We start from the raw sequence: 20,918 nt of genomic DNA, 5'->3' as shown, positions 1-20,918 counted from the left end.
CTTTATGCCTCACCTCCTTGCGTCGTGGCCCCGACGAGCAGTTCCGCGCACTTCTCCCCCACCATCAGCACGCCGATCATCGGGTTGACGGCCGGCATCGTCGGGAAGACCGACGCGTCGGCGATGCGGATGCCCTCCAGGCCGCGGATGCGCAGCTGCGGGTCGACGACGGCATCGGTGTCGTCGGAGGCGCCCATCCGGCAGGTGCCGGCCGGGTGGTAGACGGTGTGCGCGACCTTGCGGGCGTACTCGCTGATCTCCTCGTCGGAGGTGATCTCCGGGCCGGGGCAGACCTCGCGCTTGAGCCAGCCGGCGAGCGGCTCGGCCTTGGCGATCTCGCGGGCGATCTTGATGCCGTCGACGAGGGTGCGGCCGTCGTAGTCCTCCTCGTCCGTGAAGTACCGGAAGTCGAGGGCGGGCTTGACGGCCGGGTCGGCGCTGGTGAGGTAGAGCCGGCCGCGGCTGCGCGGCTTGGGGATGTTGGGGGTCATCGACACGCCGTGCTCGGGCTTTTCGTAGCCCAGGCGCTCGGGGTTGTCGGTGAAGGGGATCTGGTAGAAGTGGAACATCAGGTCCGGGCCGTTCGAGGCCGGGTCGCGGCGTACGAACAGGCCCGCGTCGGAGTCCATCGCCGAGTTCTCGGGGATGGGGCCGTCCGTCTCCCACACGATGACCGACTCGGGGTGGTCGAGGAGGTTCTCGCCGACGCCCGGCAGGTCGTGGACGACGGGGATGCCGAGCTCCTCGAGGTCGGCCTTGGGGCCTATGCCGGAGTGCAGCAGCAGCCGGGGGGTGTCGACGGCGCCGGCGCACACGAGCACCTCGCGCGCGGCCTCGACGTAGATCTCCTCGCCGTCCTTGGTGCGTACGTGCACGCCCTTGGCGCGGGTGCCCTCCAGCTCCAGCCGGTGCGCCCAGGTCTCCAGCATGAGGTGGAGGTTGGGGCGGTCCAGGAAGGGGTGGAGGTAGGCGACCGAGGCGGAGGAGCGCTTGTTGTTCTCGGGGTGGTAGGCGAGGTCGAAGAAGCCCACGCCCTCGTGGAACGGCTGCTTGTTGAAGCCCTCGACCCGCGGTACGTCCACGGTCTTGCGCGCCGCCTCGACGAAGTCGCGGGCGATGGCGTTGCGGTCCTTCTCGTCCACGGCCACGATGTTGTTGCGCAGCCGGGCGAAGTAGGGGTCCATCGACTCCGCGTCCCAGCCCTCGGCGCCGGCCTCGGCCCACTCGTCCCAGTCGCCGGGCAGCGGCTTGAAGGAGATGAGGGTGTTGTGCGAGGAACAGCCGCCCAGCACGCGCGCCCGGCTGTGCCGGATGTGGGAGTTGCCGCGCGGCTGCTCGGTGGTGGGGTAGTCGTAGTCCAGGTCGCCGCCGAGCAGGCCGAGCCAGCGGCGCAGGGTCAGGACGTCCTCGCGGTCGACGTCGGTGGGGCCGCCCTCGATGACGGCGACGGTCACGGAGGGGTCCTCGGTGAGGCGGGAGGCGATGACGGAGCCGGCGGTGCCACCGCCGATGACGACGTAGTCGTAGACAGGCATGATGGGGGTGAACTCCTTCTGCGGCAAGGAATGTTCTTCGCTGACGAGCGGGCGGGGTGCGGTAGGGCGCCGGGGCGTCAGCCCGCGAACCAGCGCACCGGCTTCGGGTCCAGGTTCTGGTAAATGTGCTTGGCCTCGCGGTACTCGGCAAGACCCGTGGGACCCAGTTCCCGGCCGACTCCGGACTTGCCGAAGCCTCCCCATTCGGCCTGCGGGAGGTAGGGGTGGTAGTCGTTGATCCATACCGTGCCGTGGCGCATGCGCCCCGCCACGCGTCGTGCCCGGCCCGCGTCCTTCGTCCAGACCGCGCCGGCCAGGCCGTACTCGGTGTCGTTGGCCAGCGCCACGGCCTCGTCCTCGGTGTGGAAGGTCTCGACGGTGAGGATGGGGCCGAAGGTCTCCTCGCGGACGACCTTCATCTCGCCGTGGCACAGGTCCAGGACGGTCGGCGCGTAGAAGTAGCCGGTCTCCGGGCGGTGTCCGGCGGACTCGGGGCGCTTGCCGCCGCAGCGCAGGGCCGCGCCCTCGGCGAGGGCGGAGGCGACGTACGCCTCGGTCTTGGCGAGCTGCTGCGCGGAGACGAGCGGGCCGCACTCGACGCCCTTCTCGGTGCCGCGGCCGAGCTTGATGCGCTCGGCGCGGCGGGCGAGTTCGGAGACGAAGCGGTCGCGGACGGACTCCTCGATGATGAGGCGGGAGCCGGCCGAGCAGACCTGGCCGCTGTGGATGAAGGCGGCGTTGAGGGCCTGGTCGACGGCGGTGTCGAAGTCCTCCTCGCTCACGCAGGCGTCGGCGAAGACGACGTTGGGGTTCTTGCCGCCGAGTTCGAGGGCGACCTTCTTGACGGTGGGCGCGGCGGCCGCGGCCACCTTGGTGCCGCTGGCGAGGCCGCCGGTGAAGGAGACGAGGTCGACGTCGGGGTGCTCGGCGAGCCGGGCGCCGACCGGGTCGCCGGCGCCGGTGACGAGGTTGGCGACGCCGTCGGGCAGGCCCGCCTCGGCCAGCAGCCGGACCAGGTGCACGGTCGACAGCGGGGTGACCTCGCTGGGCTTGATGACGAAGGTGTTGCCCGCGGCCAGCGCCGGGGCGATCTTCCAGCTCGCCTGCAGCAGCGGGTAGTTCCACGGGGTGATCAGCGCGCAGACGCCGACCGGCTCGTGCACGACCACGCTGTGGATGCTCGCGGAACCCGCGTCCACGACGCGCCCGCCGCCCTCGTTGGTCACCAGGTCGGCGAAGTAACGGAAGGCATCGCTCACGCAGTCGACGTCGATCCGGCCCTCTTCGAGGGTCTTGCCCGTGTCGCGGCTCTCGGTCAGCGCGATGCTCTCGCGGTCGCGCTGCAGCAGTTCGGCCACGTGCCGCAGCAGCGCGGCCCGTTCGGCCACGGGGGTCAGCGGCCAGGGGCCCGCTCCCCCGTCGAACGCGCGGCGGGCGGCGGCGACGGCCGCGTCGGTGTCGTCCGCACCGCCTTCGGAGACGACCGCGAGGATCGTGGCGTCGGCGGGGTCGAGCACCTCCCGCTGCGCGCCGGACGCGGCGCCACGCCACACCCCGTCGACGTGGATGGTCTCGACTGACGACATCACTCTCTGCCTTCCGGTTCTGAACGGTCCCGTCACCGGTCGGCACGACGGCCGGACCGGCAACGGGACGCCCATAACCAGAAGGCGGAAACCTATGCCTCCTTCTTCACAAAGAGTGACCCGAGTCACTCAGCGTCGTCCCCCGGCGGATCAGCTCGTGCAGGAGGTGGTGGGGCAGAAGGAGCCCACCAGCGTCCGCAGGACCTGGGCCGAGGTGAGCCGCTCGGACGGGGGCCCGGCCACCAGCAGTGCGTACTGCTTCCGGTCGGGCGCGGTGTAGGCGTGGATGACCACCTGGCGGGTGGTGCCGTCACTGAGCGTGTAGGTGTACTCGAATTCGGCGGGGTCCCCCTGGCCGAGGACCCTGGCGAGCCCCAGCCTGCGGTAGTCCTTGTACTGCGAGACGTACGTCTGGGTCTGCACCAGCGAGTCGTACGGCGTGGCCCCGGGCGGCTCGAGGGCGAAGACCTGGATCAGGCTCCGGCCGCCCGGGGACCGGTAGAAGACGCTGGTGCGCTCGCTGCTGCGCAGCCAGCCCACCGGTACGTCCAGCCGGAAGCCCGCCGGGTCCAGGGTGCGTACGAAGCGGGTGGGGAAGCCCGTGCCCGCGAAGGTGCTGGGCGTGGGGCTCGGGCCGAAGGTGAAGCCCCCGGTGGTCCCGGAGCCGCCGGAGCCGCTCGTGCCGCCGCCCAGGGTGGCGGTGGGGCCGGGGGTCGCCGGGGCGCTCGCGCTCGGCAGCCCGTAGCCCCCTTCCTGGTCGTCCCCGTCGTCCTGCACGAGCGCCCAGATGCCCGTGCCGATGCCGCCCGCGAGCACCACGCCGGTCAGGATCGCGGCGAGGACCGAGGCGTGCGAGGGCCCGGCGGGGGCTTCGGGCGGTGTGCCGGGCGGGGGCGGCGGCCCGAGGACCACCTCGGGGGTGCCGCCGTCGTCCGGGGTGGGCGGGGTGTGCTGTCCGGGTGGCGGCTCGGCCACCCATTTCTGAAGGTCGGCGTCCCAGTAGCGCATGCGTACCGCCGCCTCAGGCCAGTAACTGGCTGATCGCCTGGACGACGGCGGCGGCGGACGCCAGTCCTCCGACGAGCGTCGCGCCACCGGTGAGCAGCTCGCGCAGCCGCGTCAGCCGCCCGGAGCGGGTCCGCCCGTCCTGCCGGGCGTCCTCCTCCAGGCCGGTCAGCTCCACGTCGAGGGCGTCGATCTCCTCGGTGCGGGCGAAGCGCGGCAGGTCCAGCCTGAGCTCGCGGACGGCCGTGAGCAGCTCGGGCGTGACGGACAGCAGCCGCCGCGAGGCGTCCACCGCCTCGGCGTTCTCGCCGACGGCGGCCGCGCCGCCGCTCATGTCGAGGATGGCCATGCCGTCCTCCGGCATCCGCAGTCCGTCCGGGACGTGCACCGGCGCGCCCTGTCCGGCCCCGGCGGGCGTGCCGGCCCGCTCGGAGCGGTCCTCGGCCCTGGAGCCCTTGCCGGAGGTGGCCGCACCGCCCGTCATCCGGCCGATGAACATGCCGCCGCCCTTGCGTGGGGCGTCGTCCTCGCGCTGGTCGTCGTGTCCGTCGGTCATCGTCCCCCGCCTCCGGTTCCCGAGAGGTGCTTGGCCTCGGCACCCGCGCCCTGGGCGACCGCGCCGCCGCTCATCGCGCCGATGTAGATGCCGCCCTCGTTGATCTGCACGATCTGCTGCTCGAACTGGTCCGTCTCGTAGCCCTGGGAGCGCAGCGCGTCCCGGACGCCGCTGGCGATGCGGTCCTGGACCGTCTTCACATAGCGGCTGACGTCCATCTCCTGGAAAAGCGAGACCTCCTTGGCCGCGGCCAGCTCCCGTACGGAGTCGGCCGGCCCGTCCGGCACGGCCCGTCGCGGGTCGGCGAGCCAGGTGCGGAAGCCGGAGACGGCCGAGCGGACCATGGAGACCGCCGAGGCGAACCCGGCGGCGGGCGCGGTCAGCAGGGCGCGGACGCCGTCGCGCAGCAGGTCGTCCTCGCCGCGTGCCGCGATGACGTCGACGGCCCGGAACTCCGGCCGGACCGGGGTCAGTACGTGCGGTACGACCTCCAGGACCAGCATGCCGCCCTGGGTGTGGACGCGGACCAGCACGGAGACGACGACCTGCTCGTCCCAGGCGCCGACGCGCACGCGCAGGAAGTAGCGGCGCGCCTCGCCGCCCTCGTTGACGGACTCGGCCAGGTGCCGGCGGACGGTGTGGTCGTCGTAGGCGACCATGGGCCGCTGCGGGCCGACCGGCAGATAGACGAACTCCTCGATCTCCAGGTCCTTCAGCCGGTCCCGGCTGGTCGCGGCGGCCGCCTCGCGCAGGGCCTCCAGCCGGGGGCGGATCAGCTCCACGATCGTCCGGCCGGTGAACGGTGCGAGGCTGCCCCCGATGTCGTCCTCCGCGCCCTTGCGCCGCTTGAGCTCCAGGGCGAAGGACCAGGGCTCGTAGGGGAAGCCCATGCCGATGAAGGGCCGGGACGGATCGTAGATGGTCAGGCCCGCGTACTGCTCGCGGTCGATGGCCTGGGCGATCCGCAGGTGGTAGGGGGAGTTGGGGAAGGGCCTGGGCAACTGCGCGAAGACCTCCTGGCCCAGCTCCGCGCGCATCACGGCGGCCACCCGGGCGCGGTGCATCCACACGGGCACCGCGAGCAGCAGCGGGAAGATGATGCCGACCCAGTTGTTCGCGCCCTGGCTGAGGCCCCAGAAGGTGAACGCCCAGTAGGAGAGCGTCAGCAAGGGGACGCCCACGGGAAGCAGGACGCGCAGGGCGCGGGGGCTGCCACTGCCCCGCAGGGCCTGGCGGAGCGTGCGTTTGTCGACGACGTAGGCGGCCGAGCCGCGCCCGGCGGCGGCGTGTGCGCTCCAGTGGACGAAGCAGACGACGGCGTAGGCGGTCGACCAGATCGGCACCGGCACTTCCGCGCCCTCGGGGGCGGAGGCCTTGTCGACGGCGAAGAAGCCCGTCCAGAGGACGAGCAGGAGTAACGCGGTCAGGGTGTCCTGGCCGCGGGCGCGCAGTGCGTGGGTGAGCACCGGCACCACGTCCACGCCCAGTGAGGGGGCGATGGGTCTTTCCTCATGTTCCACCAGCTCCTCGATGACACGGCGGCGGAAGTCGATGTCGAGGTAGGTCCCCGCGCAGAGTAACCGGGTGGCCTCTGTCGGGGACCCTTGAGCGGACTGACTCATTTCGGGTCCCCCGATCCGTCGAACTCATCTGCGAATTACATGAGTTGACGTACTTTCGGAAGAACTCAGAATAAGCCGAAAGGCCCGTCACCGACCCCGACAGGAGGCGGATGACGGGCCTGAATTCGTCCCGTACGGGCGTACAGCAGCACGCCCGTACGAACGACGACCGGCCGAGGGGGCCGGATGGCGTCCCGAAGAAGACGAAACGGGTCAGATCAGGCCGAGGCTGCGGACGGCGTCGCGCTCCTCCGCCAGCTCCTTGACCGAGGCGTCGATGCGGGCGCGGGAGAAGTCGTTGATCTCCAGGCCCTGGACGATCTCGTACTTGCCGTCCTTGCAGGTGACGGGGAAGGAGGAGATGAGGCCGGCGGGGACGCCGTAGGAGCCGTCCGAGGGGATGCCCATGGAGGTCCAGTCACCCTCGGCGGTGCCGTTGACCCAGGTGTGGACGTGGTCGATGGCGGCGTTGGCGGCCGAGGCGGCCGAGGACGCGCCACGGGCCTCGATGATCGCCGCACCGCGCTTGGCGACGGTCGGGATGAAGTCGTCGGCCAGCCACTGCTCGTCGTTCACGACCTCGGCGGCGTTCTTGCCCGCGACCTCGGCGTGGAAGATGTCCGGGTACTGGGTGGCGGAGTGGTTGCCCCAGATCGTCAGGCGGCGGATCTCGGAGACCGCGACACCGGTCTTCTTCGACAGCTGCGAGATCGCGCGGTTGTGGTCCAGGCGGGTCATCGCGGTGAAGCGCTCGGCCGGGACGTCCGGCGCGGCGGCCTGGGCGATGAGGGCGTTGGTGTTGGCCGGGTTGCCCACGACGAGGACCTTGATGTCGTCCGCGGCGTGGTCGTTGATGGCCTTGCCCTGCGGCTTGAAGATGCCGCCGTTGGCACCGAGCAGGTCGCTGCGCTCCATGTCCTTGGTGCGCGGGCGGGCGCCGACCAGCAGCGCGACGTTGGCACCGTCGAACGCGACGTTCGGGTTGTCGGTGATCTCGATGCCGCGCAGCAGCGGGAACGCGCAGTCGTCGAGCTCCATGGCGGTGCCCTCGGCGGCCTTCAGGCCCTGCGGGATCTCCAGCAGGCGCAGCTTGACCGGCACGTCCGCGCCGAGGAGGTGACCGGAGGCGATGCGGAAGAGCAGCGCGTAGCCGATCTGACCGGCCGCGCCGGTAACGGTGACATTGACGGGAGTGCGGGTCATGGCGATCTCCTGCTGCGAACTGAGGTGGGTGTCCCTGCCCATGTACGAGGACCTCTCTTGGTGTCAAGAGATCCGGCGTCAGGCTATCCGACCGGGCCCCCCTCGAAGCCCCTACCCGGTGTGGGACGCCTCACCGTCGCCCCACCGGGCCCCTCCCTCAGCCGGTGGGTCCCGGCTGCGCCGGGGCCGAGGCGCGCGGCAGCGTGCAGCCCTTGCGGCCGGACATCAGCGTCGCGCACGCCGACGCCTGCCCCGGCTCCCCCACCGCGATCATCCGGGTGTGGCCGTCCGTGCCCCGCTCGACCGTGCCGCTCTCCGCACGGGCCCCCGCGCCCGTGCCGCTTATCCGCAGCGCGTCCCCGGGAACGGCCTGGGTGATGCGGGCCCAGGCGGCGCCGCAGACCTTGCTGTAGCGGACCTCCAGATACGAGGTGCCGACCGTCGCGGACCCGGCCGTCGTGGCGTGGCTGCCGCCGCAGCCCATCTCCTCCGGGTCCTTGCCGGAGCACGCGCCCCCGGCGCACTTGACCCCGGCGGGCACGGTGGCCGGGCCGCTCACGCTGGGCGTGGCCACGGCCCCCTGCGGAACCTTGCCGTCCTCGCCGTCCGCCCCGAGCAGCAGCACGCCCGCGACCGCGACGAAGAGGGCGCCCACGGCGCCGACCGCGAACAGCACGGTGTTGCGGCGCGACCGGCCCTGCCCGGGCGCCCGGAAGGGGATGGCCCGGTCCCGTACGTCGGGGGAGTCCGGCGACCGGGGCAGGCCGGTCCGCGGCGGGCCCCCCTCGCTGCGCAGCGCGGTGCGGACCTTGCCGTCCTCCTCCCGCGCACCCTCCCCCCGCGCCGCCCGCTCCCCCGCACCGCGGCGCTCGCCCGGCGGCGGCCCGAACTCACCCAGGGCCGCCCGCGCCTCGGCGACCCGGACGGCCTCCATCGTCACGTCGTGCCGCAGCTCCGAGCGGCTCCACGCGCGCTCGGCCAGCTCCCACATCGTGCCGAGGTGGCCGACGTCGGTGCCGGTCGCCTCGGCCAGCGCCTCCGCCGCCCCGCGCGGGGGCAGCAGCCGGCCGTTGAGATACCGCTCCCAGGACGTCTTGCTGTAGCCGGTGCGGTCGGCCACGGCGGCGATGCTCATACCGCTGCGCTCGACGAGTCTGCGCAGCTGTTCGGCGAACTCGCGCACCTGCGGGTCGAGTTCCTCCGGTAGCGCCCTCCAACGAGGCATTGCCTCCCCCTAGTCCCCCGGTTCGTACGGTGGTCGTCCCCGTGTCGCTGCGCTTCGCCGTGCCACCCCTGTCGGTAAAGCCTCGCTTTCGGCTACCCAGGGGGATGCCCGAAACCAGCATGTCAGTTCCCAAGAGGGCGGCGCACGGTGGCACTTGGGGTTGATCAAGCCAAGTGGGCGCACGCCCCTGGTGCACGCCCGGCCGGTCCGCCCACGGGCCGCGCCGCGGGCCGGTCACGTGCGGCGGCTCGGTAGGGAAATCGGTACAGAAAACGGACCTGGTCCCGGAACGGTCACACGCGGGCCACAGCGGCCCGCCGGCCCTTGATCCGGGTCACCGCGATCATGATCATCAGCAGTGAGCGGCGGCCGGTCCTCCCACGGGGGTGGAGGACCGGCCGCCGGCTCTCTCCACCCCTTTCTTACCCCTATGTCGCGCGTCCCACTCGGCCCACACACAAAGACATACGACACAGGCATACGACAAGCGGGGCCCAGGGCGGGCCTCATCCTCCGGACGGCGGCGGCGTGAAGCACTCGGGCCGGCCGCCGCCGGCGGGCAACAGGCAGACCCGCGCCCTGCGGGGGTCCTTCGCCACCGACATCCCGGTCACCAGATAGTCCATCGTGTCCTGCCGGCTCACGGCCTCGAGCCTCTTGACGTCGGCCCCCGGCACGGACAGCTCGACCCGGTCGCCGAGGCGCAGGTGCCACGCCCGTACCCACACGGTGCGACACCTCTCGCCGTAACGGAGCTCGACCCGCTGCCCGTCGGCCCCCAGGCGCTGGGCGATCATCGCCGGCGACGGCACGTCGCAGCCCATGTCCTTCGCCTTCTCCCCGTCGCACTGCTCCCCCGCGCAGGCCGGCTCCCACCGCTGGGCGTACGGGGAGGTGGCGGCCAGCCGGTCCGGCTCCTGCTCCTGCTCCCCTGACGCCCGATCGCCGGACGTCAGCAACAGGGCCGCGGCGACGGCGGCGACGAGCGTGACGACGCCCGACAGGGCGTACGCCGCCCTGGAACGCCGGCCGAGCAGCTTCCGCATGCCGCCGCCCCCGCCGGAAGCGGAACCGGAAGGGTCCGGCCCGTCCGCGTCGCCGGACCCCGGCCCCGGGGCCTCCCCGGCCGCCCCGGTCCCGGGCGACGCGGACCGTCCGCTCCACGCCTGCTCCGCCAGCTCCCACAGCGCCAGCAGCCGCCCGGGCGGCTCGTGCGCCAGGGCGCACAGCGCCTCGACCGCCTGCCTCGGCGGCAGCTTCTTGCCGTTGAGATAGCGCTCCCAGGACGACTTGCTGTACGGGGTGCGCCCGCCGAGCGCGGCCAGGCTCAGCCCCGTACGGTCCTTCAGCTCGCGCAGCCCCGCGGCCAGCCGGCCGCACTCCACCGGGAGGGGACGGGCGGTGCTCACCGGCGCAGCTCCCCCCAGGTGTCCGGCCCCACGATGCCGTCGACGACCAGCCCGCGCTCCTTCTGGAAGTCCTTGGCCGCCTCCTTGCTCCGCGGGCCGTAGGAGCCGTCGGTGATGCCGGGGTCGAAGTGGTGGAACTTCAGCAGGCACTGGGCCTCCACGACCTCCCAGCCCGAGGTCTTGAGGTCCATCAGCGTGTCGCGGGTCGAGCTGTACCCGGCGGTCAGCCCGCCGGCCTGGCGCTTCACGTCGCACGGGCGGGAGCGGCCCTTGACGAAGACGAACGGCTCCTGGGAACTGCCGCCGCCCCCGCCGCGGGGCGCCTTCTCCTCGTCGTCCCGCCAGGGGTGCGTGAGCAGCAGCGTGGCGACCAGGGCGACCGACAGCGCGACCACCGCCCCGACGAGCACCCGGGTCCGCCACCGCCCGCCGCGCAGCGCCCGTTCCGGCTCGTCGCCGGGGGCGCCCTCCTCCCCGGCGGGCGCCTCGTCGGACCACGCGTCCGTCGCGACCTCGTGCAGCACCAGCAGGCGGACCGGGTCCGCCCCGCACACCAGTGCCAGCTGCTCGACGGCGTCGGCCGGCGGCAGCTGCTTGCCGTTGAGGTACCGCTCCCAGGAGGAGCGGCTGTAGGAGGTCTTGGCCGCCAGCGCGGCGAGGCTCAGCCCGCTGCGGTCCTTGAGTCTCCTGAGCTGGACGACGAGTTGACGCACTCGCTCGTCCAACGAGACGGGTAATTCCTTCCAACGCGGCATGTTCCACCCCATACGCGTCAAACAGCCCCCGAGGCAACGAGCCTCCTGTGCCGCACATGATGGCGATGCGGGCGTAAGGATTTCCGCACCGTACGACGGGGGCTGCGACTTCCGGCCACCCGTGGCGTGGCCCAGGCGTCCCACCGGGACGTCGTGGGACCCGCCGTCCCCGCAGGTCAGGGTGTGGGACGTCCCATGTCGACCCAAGTGGCCGCGAATATCTGGCAGTTGCGGATGTGGCGCATCAAAGTCAGTCCTGCAAGCCGGACGGCGACGCGGTCCACCCCGTGTCGCCGCGCCACCACTAGGGGAGGAACCCGAACCCATGAACGTACGCAAGCGCATCGCAGCGGGCATCGTCTCGGCGGCCTTCGTCGGCGGCACCATGGCCGCCATCGCACCGGCCGCACAGGCGGCCCAGCCGGCCGCGCAGGAGTCGGCGTCCGCCGGCGTCGCCGCGAAGTGCAACCTGACGGCCGGCATCGGCTGGTACTGCGGCTACTACAAGGGCACCGCCTACACCGACTTCGGCGACCGCGGCGCCAAGGTGAAGGAGATCCAGGCCCTCATCAAGTACACCACCTCGTACAAGGGCAAGCTGGCCGTGGACGGGGACTTCGGCAAGGACACCCTCGCCGCGGTGAAGTGGTTCCAGAAGAACTACGGCGGGGGCCAGGCCGACGGGAAGGTCGGGCCGAAGACCTGGAAGGCGCTGCGCGGCAAGTAAGCACGGCACCGTAACCGGAACCCTCTGAAATAACCGCGGCGGCCCGTCCTCTTTCGGGGGAGAGGACGGGCCGCCGTCACCCATGTGGGTACGCCTACGCCGCGATCTTCTTCCGCAGGTTCTCGTCCAGCGCCGCCAGGAACTGCTCCGTCGTCAGCCACGGCTGGTCCGGGCCGATCAGCAGCGCCAGGTCCTTCGTCATCCGGCCGCTCTCGACGGTCTCGACGCAGACCCGCTCCAGCGTATGGGCGAACGCCGTGACCTCGGGCGTGCCGTCCAGCTTGCCGCGGTGGGCCAGGCCCCGGGTCCAGGCGAAGATCGAGGCGATCGGATTGGTGGAGGTCGCCTTGCCGGCCTGGTGCTGGCGGTAGTGGCGGGTGACCGTGCCGTGCGCGGCCTCGGCCTCGACCGTACGGCCGTCGGCGGACATCAGCACGGACGTCATCAGGCCCAGCGAGCCGAAGCCCTGCGCGACGATGTCGGACTGGACGTCGCCGTCGTAGTTCTTGCAGGCCCAGACGTAGCCGCCCGACCACTTCAGCGCCGAGGCGACCATGTCGTCGATCAGCCGGTGCTCGTACGTCAGGCCCTTCGCCTCGAACTCCGTCCTGAACTCGGCGTCGAAGACCTCCTGGAAGATGTCCTTGAAGCGGCCGTCGTACTTCTTGAGGATCGTGTTCTTGGTGGACATGTAGACGGGGTAGTCACGGTCCAGGCCGTACCGGAACGAGGCGCGGGCGAAGTCGCGGATGGACTCGTCCAGGTTGTACATGGCCAGGGCGACGCCCGGGCCGGGGAATTCGTAGACCTCGAGCTCGATCGGTTCGGACCCGTCCTTCGGGGTGAAGGTCATGGTCAGGGTGCCCTCGCCCGGGACCTTCAGATCGGTGGCGCGGTACTGGTCGCCGAAGGCGTGACGGCCGACGACGATGGGCTCGGTCCAGCCCGGGACCAGGCGCGGGACATTGCCCAGGATGATCGGCTCGCGGAAGATCACGCCGCCGAGGATGTTGCGGATGGTGCCGTTCGGCGAGCGGTACATCGCCTTGAGGCCGAACTCCTCCACCCGCGCCTCGTCCGGCGTGATCGTGGCGCACTTGACGCCGACGCCGTACTCCTTGATGGCGTTGGCCGCCTCGACGGTCACCTGGTCGTGGGTGGCGTCACGGTGCTCGATGCCGAGGTCGAAGTACTTCAGCTCGACGTCCAGGTACGGCAGGATCAGCTGGTTCTTGATGAAGGACCAGATGATGCGGGTCATCTCGTCGCCGTCGAGCTCGACGACGGGGTGGGCAACCTTGATCTTGGTCATGAGCCGGAACGTCCCTCTCGCGCAGCTGGGGTCTCCCCCCACCGGAAGGCAGGGCCCCTCCCCGGCCCGGAGCGCCCTCGGTGGGCGGCCCGGGAGCCGGGGAAGGAAATCTCGACATCAAGCTACTCCAGGGCCGTCCCGGCGGACAGCCGCACGGGACGCGCCCCGCCGGGCGGCGTCCCCGCGCACTTCACTGCACGGTGAAGTGCAGGACGTCGTCCAGGAAGGGAATCTTCAGCCACGGGTGCGGCTGGGCCATCAGGGCGAGCAGCACGATCGCCAGCCCCATCCCGCCGTACGTCAGCATGTCGGTGAACCGTGACCGCACGGCCAGCATGCCCACGTCCGGCAGCACCCAGCGCAGCACCGCACCGCCGATCATGGCCAGGCCGACCAGGATCGTCCCCACCCGGAACGCGTCGAACGCCACGACCAGCAGGCCCAGGCCCGTGGCCCCCAGGACCGCCAGCAGCGGCCACTGACGTGCGGGCGCCGGCGCGTCGCCGGGGGCGGCGCGCCCGCCGCCCTCGGGACGGGCGGTGTCCCGCGTCAGCCGCGGCGGCCGCCGCGAGGGCTTACCGGAGCCGGCCGCAGGGCCGGCACCGGCACCGCCGTCCTGCCCCGCGTCGCCCGGCTGCGCGCCGTTCGCCTGCGCGCCGTTCTTCGAGGCACCGTTCTTCGAAGCGCCCTGCCCGGACGCGTCGGCTCCGGGCGCGTCACCCCCGGACGAGCCACGTCCGGGCGTGCCGTTCTCCGACGCGCCGCTTCCCGGGGCACCGTTCACCGCTGCGGCGAAGCCGTCCAGCGGCGTGCCGGACTCAGCCCGCATCGCCGATTCCGGCAGCGCCCTCGGCGGCCTCCACGACGTTCACCAGCAGCTCCGCACGCGTCATCGGGCCCACGCCGCCCGGGTTCGGGGCGACCCAGCCGGCGACCTCGGCGACACCGGGGTGGACATCGCCGACGATCTTGCCGTTCTCGTCGCGGCTGACGCCGACGTCCAGGACGGCCGCGCCCGGCTTCACGTCCTCCGGCTTGATCAGGTGGGCGACGCCCGCCGCCGCCACGATGATGTCCGCCTGGCGCAGCTGCGCCGAGAGGTCACGGGTGCCGGTGTGGCAGAGGGTGACGGTGGCGTTCTCGGACTTGCGGGTCAGCAGCAGCCCGATCGAACGGCCGACGGTGACACCGCGGCCCACGACCACGACGTGCGCGCCGTTGATCTGCACGCCGTGGCGGCGCAGCAGCTCGACGATGCCGTTGGGGGTGCAGGGCAGCGGCGCCTTCTCGTTGAGCACGAGGCGGCCCAGGTTCGTCGGGTGCAGACCGTCGGCGTCCTTGGCCGGGTCGATCAGCTCCAGGACGCGGTTGGTGTCGATGCCCTTGGGCAGCGGCAGTTGGACGATGTAGCCCGTGCACTCGGGGTTGTCGTTCAGCTCGCGGACGACCGCCTCGATCTCCTCCTGCGTGGCGGTCTCGGGCAGCTCGCGCTGGATCGAGCCGATGCCGACCTGCGCACAGTCACGGTGCTTTCCGGCCACGTACCACTTGCTGCCGGGGTCTTCGCCGACGAGGAGGGTGCCCAGGCCGGGCGTGACGCCCTTGGCCTTCAGTGCCTCCACACGGCTGGTGAGTTCGGACTTGATGGCGGCCGCGGTGGCCTTGCCATCGAGAATCTGGGCGGTCATGTCGTCCATCCTCGCGGATCGGGTGTCGTTGGTTCCACTCAGGTCGCGCCCGTGACGGTCGCGCCGGTATGCGTGCGGTTCGGCGGTACGACCGTATGCCTACGATGACCGCCGCCGTGGTGACAGCCGCGGCCGTCCCCGCTTGTTTCCAGCCACCGCTCGAAGGATCACCAGGTGACCCATCCGAACCCGCCCGGCCAGTACCCGGCGTACCCGCAGCAGCCCGGTCCGGGCTATCCGCCGTTCCCCCAGCAGCAGCAGCCGTACGGCTACCCGCAGCCGGGGCAGGGGTACGGCTACGGGCAGCCGGACCCCTACGCCGCGCAGCGGCCCCCGCTGGCGGGCTGGGGCTCGCGCGTGGGCGCGACGCTGCTGGACATGCTGATCGGCTCGGTCCTGCCGATCATCGGTGTGGTCATCGGAGCGGTGATGATGTTCGCCGCGATCGACGAGGGCGACTGCGTGACGACCACGCACGACACCGCGACCTCGTACGAGGCCGTGAGCGTCTGCGACACCGACACGGCCGCGCTCGTTCCCGGCATCGCCGTCATGGGCGTCTCGCTCCTCGTCGCGATGTTCCTGGGCTTCTGGATGATGTACCGCCAGGGCAAGACCGGTCAGACGCCCGGCAAGAAGGCGCTGGGCATCAGCGTCGTCCGTGAGCGGGACGGGCTGCCGATCGGCTTCGGAATGACGTTCGTCCGCAACCTCTGCCACATGGTCGACGGCATCTTCTACCTCGGCTACCTGTGGCCGCTGTGGGACGAGAAGAAGCAGACGTTCGCCGACAAGATCATCGGTACGGTCGTCATCCGCGTCCGCTGAAGCATCGTGTGAAGCATCGCGCGCGTCCATCGAGCATCGCGCGTGGGCCGCGCCCCCGAGGGGGCGCGGCCCTTTCGCGTCAGTGGAAGAAGTGGCGCGTACCGGTGAAGTACATCGTCACGCCCGCGGCCTTCGCGGCCTCCACGACCTGCTCGTCGCGGACCGAACCGCCCGGCTGGACCACGGCCTTGACGCCGGCGGCGGTCAGCACCTCCAGCCCGTCCGGGAAGGGGAAGAAGGCGTCGGAGGCGGCGTACGAGCCCCGGGCGCGCTCCTCGCCCGCGCGCTGGACGGCCAGCTTGGCGGAGTCGACGCGGTTGACCTGGCCCATGCCGACGCCGACGGTCGCCCGGTCCTTGGCCAGCAGGATCGCGTTGGACTTCACGGCGCGGCAGGCCCGCCACGCGAACGCCAGCTCGGCCAGCTCGTCGGCGGACAGCGCCTCGCCCGTGGCGAGCGTCCAGTTGGCCGGGTCGTCGCCCTCGGCCTGGAGGCGGTCCTTGGCCTGGACCAGCAGACCGCCCTCGACGGGCCGGGACTCGCCGTGCGCCGCGGGGGCGTCGGCGCAGCGCAGCACCCGGATGTTCTTCTTGCGGGCCAGCACCTCGACGGCGCCGTCCTCGTAGGCCGGGGCGATGATGACCTCGGTGAAGATCTCGGCGACCTGCTCGGCCATGGCCACCGACACCGGGCTGTTGACGGCGATCACGCCGCCGAACGCGGACAGCGGGTCGCAGGCGTGCGCCTTGCGGTGCGCCTCGGCGACGTCGGCGCCGGTCGCGATGCCGCACGGGTTGGCGTGCTTGATGATGGCGACGCAGGGGTCGGTGTGGTCGTACGCGGCGCGGCGGGCGGCCTCGGTGTCCACGTAGTTGTTGTACGACATCTCCTTGCCGTGCAGCTGCTCGGCGTAGGCGAGGCCCTTGCCCGTGCCGTCGGTGTAGAGGGCGGCGGGCTGGTGGGGGTTCTCGCCGTAGCGCAGGACCTGCTGGCGCTCGTAGGAGACGCCGATGAAGTCCGGCCAGGGGCCCTCGTCCGCGCCGTAGCCCGCGGCGAACCAGTTCGCGACGGCCACGTCGTACGCGGCCGTGTGCTGGAACGCCTCGGCGGCGAGCCGCTTGCGGGCGGCGAGGTCGAAGCCGCCGTCGGCGACGGCCTTGAGCACGTCGTCGTAGCGGGCGGGGTTGACGACCACGGCGACGGAGGGGTGGTTCTTGGCGGCGGCGCGGACCATGGAGGGGCCGCCGATGTCGATCTGCTCGACGCACTCGTCGGGCGCGGCGCCCGAGGCGACGGTCTCCCGGAACGGGTAGAGGTTGACGATCACGAGCTCGAAGGGGCGCACGCCCAGCTCGTCGAGCTGCGCGCGGTGGGCCTCGAGCCGCTGGTCGGCGAGGATGCCGGCGTGCACGCGGGGGTGCAGGGTCTTCACCCGGCCGTCCAGGCACTCGGGGAAGCCGGTCAGCTCCTCGACCTTGGTGACCGGGACGCCGGCGGCCGCGATCCGGGCGGCCGTCGAACCGGTGGAGACGAGCTCGACGCCGGCGTCGTGGAGACCACGGGCCAGGTCTTCCAGCCCCGCCTTGTCGTAGACGCTGATCAGCGCCCGGCGGATGGGCCGCTGCGAGCCCTCGGAGTGCGTACCTGCGGAGGTCGTACCTTCGGCGGTCACGAGATCCGTACCTTTCGTCCCTCAATGCGATAGCCGTGCCGGGCCAGACGCCCCACGACTTCGACGAGCAGCTGTCGCTCGACTTCCTTGATCCGCTCATGCAGAGCGGCTTCGTCGTCCCCGTCCCCGACCTCGACCACTCCCTGGGCGATGATCGGGCCGGTGTCGACGCCTTCGTCGACGAAATGGACGGTGCACCCGGTGACCTTCACGCCGTACGCGAGCGCGTCGCGGACGCCGTGGGCGCCGGGAAAGCTGGGCAGCAGGGCGGGGTGGGTGTTGACGATCCGCCCGCCGAACCGCGCGAGGAATTCCTTCCCCAGGATCTTCATGAAGCCCGCCGAGACCACCAGGTCCGGCTCGTACGCGGCCGTGGCCGCGGCCAGCGCGCGGTCCCAGGCGTCACGGTCGGCGTGGTCCTTGACCCGGCACACGAACGTCGGCAGCCCGGCGCGCTCGGCGCGCTCCAGCCCGGCGATGGCGTCCCGGTCGGCGCCGACGGCCACGATGCGGGCGCCGTAGCCGTCCGGATCGTCGGCGATGGCGTCCAGCAGGGCCTGCAGATTGGTGCCCGAGCCGGAGACGAGCACGACGATGCGGGCGGGGTGGGCGGGGCGGGGAGGGGCGGCCACGGCGGGGCCCTTTCTCGCGGGTGGTGCGGTTTGTATGGTCGTACGAGACCGAGGGGTCGCCGAATACGGGGGACTCTACGAACCCGTCGACCGCCAGCAACGATACCGGCACACCGAACCGCCCCCACGGGACGGGGGCGCGCACGGGAGGTAGCGTCGGGACCGGACCGGACGACGACGCGGGAATTCGGGGCGCGTCGCCGTAGGCTCGAGGTGCAGGACGACGACACAAGGGGAAGACACACTCCACATGCCGGACCGACGCCGCCACGCGGCTCACCGCCTCCCGCTGCCCGCGGCGGCCCCTGCGCTGCGCGAGCGCCGGTCGCCGTCGTCCTCCCCCGCGGAGGACCAGCGGGACAACCCCTTCGCCGCACCGCCCGAGGGGCAGCCGGACCGGCCCTGGCAGCCACGGCAGCCCCAGGAGCCCCAGCGGCCTTCCGGGAACGGCGAGGACGGCGGCGAGGACGGCCGGGGCGAGCAGCCCCCGGCATGGGGCAGCCAGTGGAGCAGCCGGCAGCCGGGCCGGCAGGACGGCGGCTTCGGCGGGGGCGGCCAGGGCGGCGGCCCGAACCCCTCGGGCGGCCCCGGCGGCCCGGGCGGCCTGCGCTGGGACCCGACGGACCCGGCCCAGCGCCGCGCCCGTTATGCGCTGCTCGCGGGCATGTGGGGCTTCTTCTTCGCCCTCTTCAGCATCCCGCAGGTGGCCCTGCTCCTGGGCGCCCTGTCCGTCTACTGGGGCGTCAGCTCGCTGCGCGCCAAGGCGAAGCCCCGCCCGCACGACCCGGACGTCCCGGCCCCGACCCCGCCTCCCGGCGGCTTCCGCCCCCAGACGACGGCGGCCGTCAGCGGCCTGGTCACCGGCGGCCTGGCCCTGGCCATCGTGGCGGCGACGTTCGCCTTCCACCTCGTCTACCGCGACTACTACGTCTGCGTGGACGACGCCCTGACCCAAACCTCCCGCCAGGCCTGCGAGAACCACCTCCCGAAGCAACTCCGCCCCTTGCTGAGCACGCAGGACTGAGGGTTCGCCCTTCCCGCGCCCCGTCCCGGAAGACGGTCAGCGGTCGTCGCCCGGGAGTGTCAGGTCGCGGGGTTCGAAGTCGGGCATGAGGCCGCCGCCCGAGTCCTTGAGGGCGGCCCAGCGCAGCTGGCGGGAGGCCGGGTCGTGCCAGGCGTCCGTGGACGACGCGTCGAACGGGGCCGGCGAGGCGGGCCCCCGCGACGGGGGCGGGGATTTGTGGCGCGGCTTGTCGCGGCGGGCGGCCTTGCGCCGGCGCGGCCGCCACCGGCGACGCCGGTCGCCACCCCGCACCGCGCCCTCGGGCACACCCGGCGCCGGAACGACCGGCTCCGCCCCCGGAGCCGGCGACGCGTGCGGCTGCGGCATGACGGGCAGCATCTCCGGTTCGTACGCGACCTTCTCGGGCGCCAGCCCCACCGCCCCGCGCACCCCGAAGCCGAACCACGCCGCCACGGCACGCCACCACGACCGCGACGGTCCGCCGTCCCTCTCCGGGTTCCCGACAGGCCCGGTGGCCTCGGACGCCTCGATGGCCTCGATGGCCTCCGCAGCAGAGGCACAGGCCTCCTCCCCCGGCCCCACCGCCAGCCCCAGCGCGTACCCCAGCCGCCGCCACCCCTTGAGCACCTTCCCCTCGTCCCCCTCCTCCGTACGCTCCGGGCGCAGCGCCGCCACTTCGCGCCGCCACCGCACCACGAGCGCCCCCGGCACGCCGAGCGCGGCCGTCCAGCCCGCGGCCGCCGCGCCCGTGCGCCAGCACGACGGGCCGAAGTCCGCGAGCACGGCATTGCCGAGCGCGCCCCCACAGGCGTACGCCAGCACGGTCAGCAGCGCGCCGCAGAGCACCGCGCCCACCAGCGCGGTGGCCACCGCCTCCCGGCGCCCCACCCGCTCGGAGCGCTTCGGCACGGCGGCCCGGGCGAGCGCGATGCCCGCCCCGGCCGTCAGCGCGGCCGCGCCCGCCAGGGCGAGCGGTCCCGCCTGCCCGGGCGACGGCAGCGCGGCGAGCAGCGGGAAGCGCGGCAGCATCGGGCGGCCGTCCGCCACGCCCAGCGGTGCGACGAGGCTGCTCGCCCCCACCGTGAACCCGGGCCCCAGCCCGTACGCCGCCGCCCACACCACCGCGTTCGGCAGCAGGGCCGCGCTCAGCAGCCCCACCGCCACGCGGCCCGACCAGCGCGGGGCCAGCTGGGCGAACGCCTCCCGCGCCTCGTCCGCGTGCAGGGCCAGCGAGACGCCCACCAGCAGCACCCCACCGACGAGCAGCATCGCGGTCGCGGCCGCCCCGGCCCGTACGGCCACGGCCAGCCGGTCCTTCGTGAACCACCGCCGCACCACCCCGGGCACCACCCGGCGCACCGCCGCGGGCGCCGGTGCGCCGGGCCGCCCGGCGGCCGTCCACACGCCGGCGGCGATGAAGGCGGCCGCCACCAGCGGCACATGCAGCAGCGCGCTCAGCGGAGCCACCCGTACCGGGCCGGACGACGCGTACAGCGCCGCGGCCAGCCCCACCAGCAGATAGCCGCCGAGCATGGCGGTGAACGCGGTACGGGGCGGGGGCCCGGGCATGTCCGGCGGGGCGTGCTCGGGGGGCTCGAGGGCGTGCCGGGCCGCGCGGTAGAGCAGGGTGCAGGGCACGACCGACAGCAGCAGCGGCGTCATCCCGATCGGCGCGGGCACGCCCGTCAGCGTCTCGGTGCGCATGAGCGCCGCGCCGTGCGCCAGCAACCACAGGTCGGCGGCGATGCGCAGCGCCCCCGCGGGGCCGCTGTCGGGGTACGGGGAGATGATCCACAGGGCCAGTACGACCATGGAGAGGGCACCCAGCCCCAGCCCGGCGGCCAGCATCCCGCCGAAGAACACCGTGCTCGTCGCGGACGACGGCCCGGTCACGGCGGGCCGATGGCGCGTCGGCGTCGACGGTGTCGACGGACCGTGATCGGCGTATTGGCTCACGGGGCCATGCTGCCAATAACACGGCTTTCATGCCGGTAGCTAGCAATTGACCGTCGTGTCGCTTGTATGGCAGGAAATATGCCTATGAACCGTTTTGCGGGGCATATGGGTGTGGGCCCGTCCCCCTCGAGGGGGGGGTCGCCCCACCCCCGCGGACAGGGGGGCGCGCGGCGCCCGCGCCGG

At 72.6% G+C, this 20,918-nt stretch carries 18 protein-coding genes; 3 read left to right on the top strand and 15 right to left on the bottom strand.

The genetic code is table 11. The annotated features are described in order from the left end of the window. Positions 1–2 precede the first annotated feature (2 nt). From AB0G59_RS21740 to AB0G59_RS21700, 9 genes are all read right to left on the bottom strand, one after another. Entirely contained in the window at positions 3–1,535 is a 1,533-nt protein-coding gene (locus tag AB0G59_RS21740) for a GMC oxidoreductase (RefSeq protein WP_360913954.1), read from the bottom strand. 77 nt (positions 1,536–1,612) lie between these two features. Next, positions 1,613–3,121: an aldehyde dehydrogenase family protein gene (locus AB0G59_RS21735; RefSeq protein WP_360913952.1), complete on the bottom strand. Its 1,509-nt coding sequence runs from the start codon at positions 3,119–3,121 to the stop codon at positions 1,613–1,615. A 150-nt stretch (positions 3,122–3,271) separates the two neighbouring features. Further along, a complete protein-coding gene (locus AB0G59_RS21730) occupies positions 3,272–4,129 on the bottom strand; it encodes a hypothetical protein (protein WP_360913950.1) in 858 nt (285 codons plus the stop codon). 13 nt (positions 4,130–4,142) lie between these two features. Further along, the gene (locus AB0G59_RS21725) at positions 4,143–4,682 is read right to left on the bottom strand and encodes a hypothetical protein (protein WP_360913948.1); all 540 of its coding nucleotides are present in this window, start codon (positions 4,680–4,682) and stop codon (positions 4,143–4,145) included. Next, positions 4,679–6,304, bottom strand: coding sequence for a hypothetical protein (locus AB0G59_RS21720; RefSeq protein WP_360913946.1), 1,626 nt, complete (start codon positions 6,302–6,304; stop codon positions 4,679–4,681). The genes AB0G59_RS21725 and AB0G59_RS21720 overlap by 4 nt, the downstream gene beginning before the upstream one ends. A gap of 213 nt (positions 6,305–6,517) precedes the next feature. Further along, positions 6,518–7,507: a malate dehydrogenase gene (locus AB0G59_RS21715; protein ID WP_360913944.1), complete on the bottom strand. Its 990-nt coding sequence runs from the start codon at positions 7,505–7,507 to the stop codon at positions 6,518–6,520. A gap of 157 nt (positions 7,508–7,664) precedes the next feature. After that, positions 7,665–8,732 (bottom strand): DUF2690 domain-containing protein, encoded by a 1,068-nt coding sequence (locus tag AB0G59_RS21710; protein ID WP_360913942.1) that lies wholly within the window; start codon positions 8,730–8,732, stop codon positions 7,665–7,667. 506 nt (positions 8,733–9,238) lie between these two features. Further along, positions 9,239–10,141 (bottom strand): helix-turn-helix domain-containing protein, encoded by a 903-nt coding sequence (locus tag AB0G59_RS21705; RefSeq protein ID WP_360913940.1) that lies wholly within the window; start codon positions 10,139–10,141, stop codon positions 9,239–9,241. Continuing rightward, positions 10,138–10,866, bottom strand: coding sequence for a helix-turn-helix domain-containing protein (locus AB0G59_RS21700; RefSeq protein WP_360913938.1), 729 nt, complete (start codon positions 10,864–10,866; stop codon positions 10,138–10,140). Before AB0G59_RS21700 ends, AB0G59_RS21705 begins: the two co-directional genes overlap by 4 nt. A gap of 355 nt (positions 10,867–11,221) precedes the next feature. Between AB0G59_RS21700 and AB0G59_RS21695 the strand changes: the two genes are divergently transcribed. Next, positions 11,222–11,623: a peptidoglycan-binding domain-containing protein gene (locus tag AB0G59_RS21695; protein ID WP_360913936.1), complete on the top strand. Its 402-nt coding sequence runs from the start codon at positions 11,222–11,224 to the stop codon at positions 11,621–11,623. Positions 11,624–11,717: 94 nt separating this feature from the next. Here the strand turns inward: AB0G59_RS21695 and AB0G59_RS21690 are convergent, their stop codons facing one another. From AB0G59_RS21690 to AB0G59_RS21680, 3 genes are all read right to left on the bottom strand, one after another. Further along, positions 11,718–12,935, bottom strand: coding sequence for an NADP-dependent isocitrate dehydrogenase (locus AB0G59_RS21690; protein ID WP_360913934.1), 1,218 nt, complete (start codon positions 12,933–12,935; stop codon positions 11,718–11,720). A 190-nt stretch (positions 12,936–13,125) separates the two neighbouring features. After that, positions 13,126–13,764, bottom strand: coding sequence for a DUF3017 domain-containing protein (locus AB0G59_RS21685; protein ID WP_360913932.1), 639 nt, complete (start codon positions 13,762–13,764; stop codon positions 13,126–13,128). Further along, positions 13,754–14,623, bottom strand: coding sequence for a bifunctional methylenetetrahydrofolate dehydrogenase/methenyltetrahydrofolate cyclohydrolase (locus AB0G59_RS21680; protein ID WP_360913930.1), 870 nt, complete (start codon positions 14,621–14,623; stop codon positions 13,754–13,756). Before AB0G59_RS21680 ends, AB0G59_RS21685 begins: the two co-directional genes overlap by 11 nt. Before the next feature lie 174 nt (positions 14,624–14,797). Here AB0G59_RS21680 and AB0G59_RS21675 point away from each other — a divergent pair, with 174 nt between their 5' ends. Further along, on the top strand, positions 14,798–15,451 hold the full coding sequence (locus AB0G59_RS21675; protein WP_360913928.1) for an RDD family protein: 654 nt from the start codon (positions 14,798–14,800) through the stop codon (positions 15,449–15,451). 79 nt (positions 15,452–15,530) lie between these two features. Here AB0G59_RS21675 and purH read toward each other — a convergent pair whose 3' ends face one another. Both purH and purN read right to left on the bottom strand, forming a co-directional pair. Next, positions 15,531–17,123: a bifunctional phosphoribosylaminoimidazolecarboxamide formyltransferase/IMP cyclohydrolase gene (gene purH, locus AB0G59_RS21670; RefSeq protein WP_360913926.1), complete on the bottom strand. Its 1,593-nt coding sequence runs from the start codon at positions 17,121–17,123 to the stop codon at positions 15,531–15,533. Then, positions 17,120–17,755: a phosphoribosylglycinamide formyltransferase gene (gene purN, locus AB0G59_RS21665; RefSeq protein ID WP_071965126.1), complete on the bottom strand. Its 636-nt coding sequence runs from the start codon at positions 17,753–17,755 to the stop codon at positions 17,120–17,122. Before purN ends, purH begins: the two co-directional genes overlap by 4 nt. 250 nt (positions 17,756–18,005) lie before the next feature. Between purN and AB0G59_RS21660 the strand changes: the two genes are divergently transcribed. Next, on the top strand, positions 18,006–18,779 hold the full coding sequence (locus AB0G59_RS21660; protein WP_360913924.1) for a hypothetical protein: 774 nt from the start codon (positions 18,006–18,008) through the stop codon (positions 18,777–18,779). A 36-nt stretch (positions 18,780–18,815) separates the two neighbouring features. Here the strand turns inward: AB0G59_RS21660 and AB0G59_RS21655 are convergent, their stop codons facing one another. Then, positions 18,816–20,735 carry a DUF6350 family protein gene (locus tag AB0G59_RS21655; protein ID WP_360913921.1) on the bottom strand — a complete coding sequence of 640 codons (1,920 nt, stop codon included), beginning with the start codon at positions 20,733–20,735 and terminating at the stop codon, positions 18,816–18,818. Between the last annotated feature and the right edge of the window lie 183 nt (positions 20,736–20,918).

This window comes from Streptomyces sp. NPDC021096, from assembly GCF_040641275.1.
GTDB lineage: Bacteria > Actinomycetota > Actinomycetes > Streptomycetales > Streptomycetaceae > Streptomyces.
Note: the sequence above shows the minus strand (reverse complement) of the source record. Positions and strands in the feature narration are given on the sequence as shown.

Excerpts from the sequence above, each read along its gene's own strand:
- AB0G59_RS21740 (WP_360913954.1), bottom strand. The coding sequence starts at position 1,535 with ATGCCTGTCTACGACTACGTCGTCATCGGCGGTGGCACCGCCGGCTCC.
- AB0G59_RS21735 (WP_360913952.1), bottom strand. The coding sequence starts at position 3,121 with ATGTCGTCAGTCGAGACCATCCACGTCGACGGGGTGTGGCGTGGCGCC.
- AB0G59_RS21730 (WP_360913950.1), bottom strand. The coding sequence starts at position 4,129 with ATGCGCTACTGGGACGCCGACCTTCAGAAATGGGTGGCCGAGCCGCCA.
- AB0G59_RS21725 (WP_360913948.1), bottom strand. The coding sequence starts at position 4,682 with ATGACCGACGGACACGACGACCAGCGCGAGGACGACGCCCCACGCAAG.
- AB0G59_RS21720 (WP_360913946.1), bottom strand. The coding sequence starts at position 6,304 with ATGAGTCAGTCCGCTCAAGGGTCCCCGACAGAGGCCACCCGGTTACTC.
- AB0G59_RS21715 (WP_360913944.1), bottom strand. The coding sequence starts at position 7,507 with ATGACCCGCACTCCCGTCAATGTCACCGTTACCGGCGCGGCCGGTCAG.
- AB0G59_RS21710 (WP_360913942.1), bottom strand. The coding sequence starts at position 8,732 with ATGCCTCGTTGGAGGGCGCTACCGGAGGAACTCGACCCGCAGGTGCGC.
- AB0G59_RS21695 (WP_360913936.1), top strand. The coding sequence starts at position 11,222 with ATGAACGTACGCAAGCGCATCGCAGCGGGCATCGTCTCGGCGGCCTTC.
- AB0G59_RS21690 (WP_360913934.1), bottom strand. The coding sequence starts at position 12,935 with ATGACCAAGATCAAGGTTGCCCACCCCGTCGTCGAGCTCGACGGCGAC.
- AB0G59_RS21685 (WP_360913932.1), bottom strand. The coding sequence starts at position 13,764 with ATGCGGGCTGAGTCCGGCACGCCGCTGGACGGCTTCGCCGCAGCGGTG.
- AB0G59_RS21680 (WP_360913930.1), bottom strand. The coding sequence starts at position 14,623 with ATGACCGCCCAGATTCTCGATGGCAAGGCCACCGCGGCCGCCATCAAG.
- AB0G59_RS21660 (WP_360913924.1), top strand. The coding sequence starts at position 18,006 with ATGCCGGACCGACGCCGCCACGCGGCTCACCGCCTCCCGCTGCCCGCG.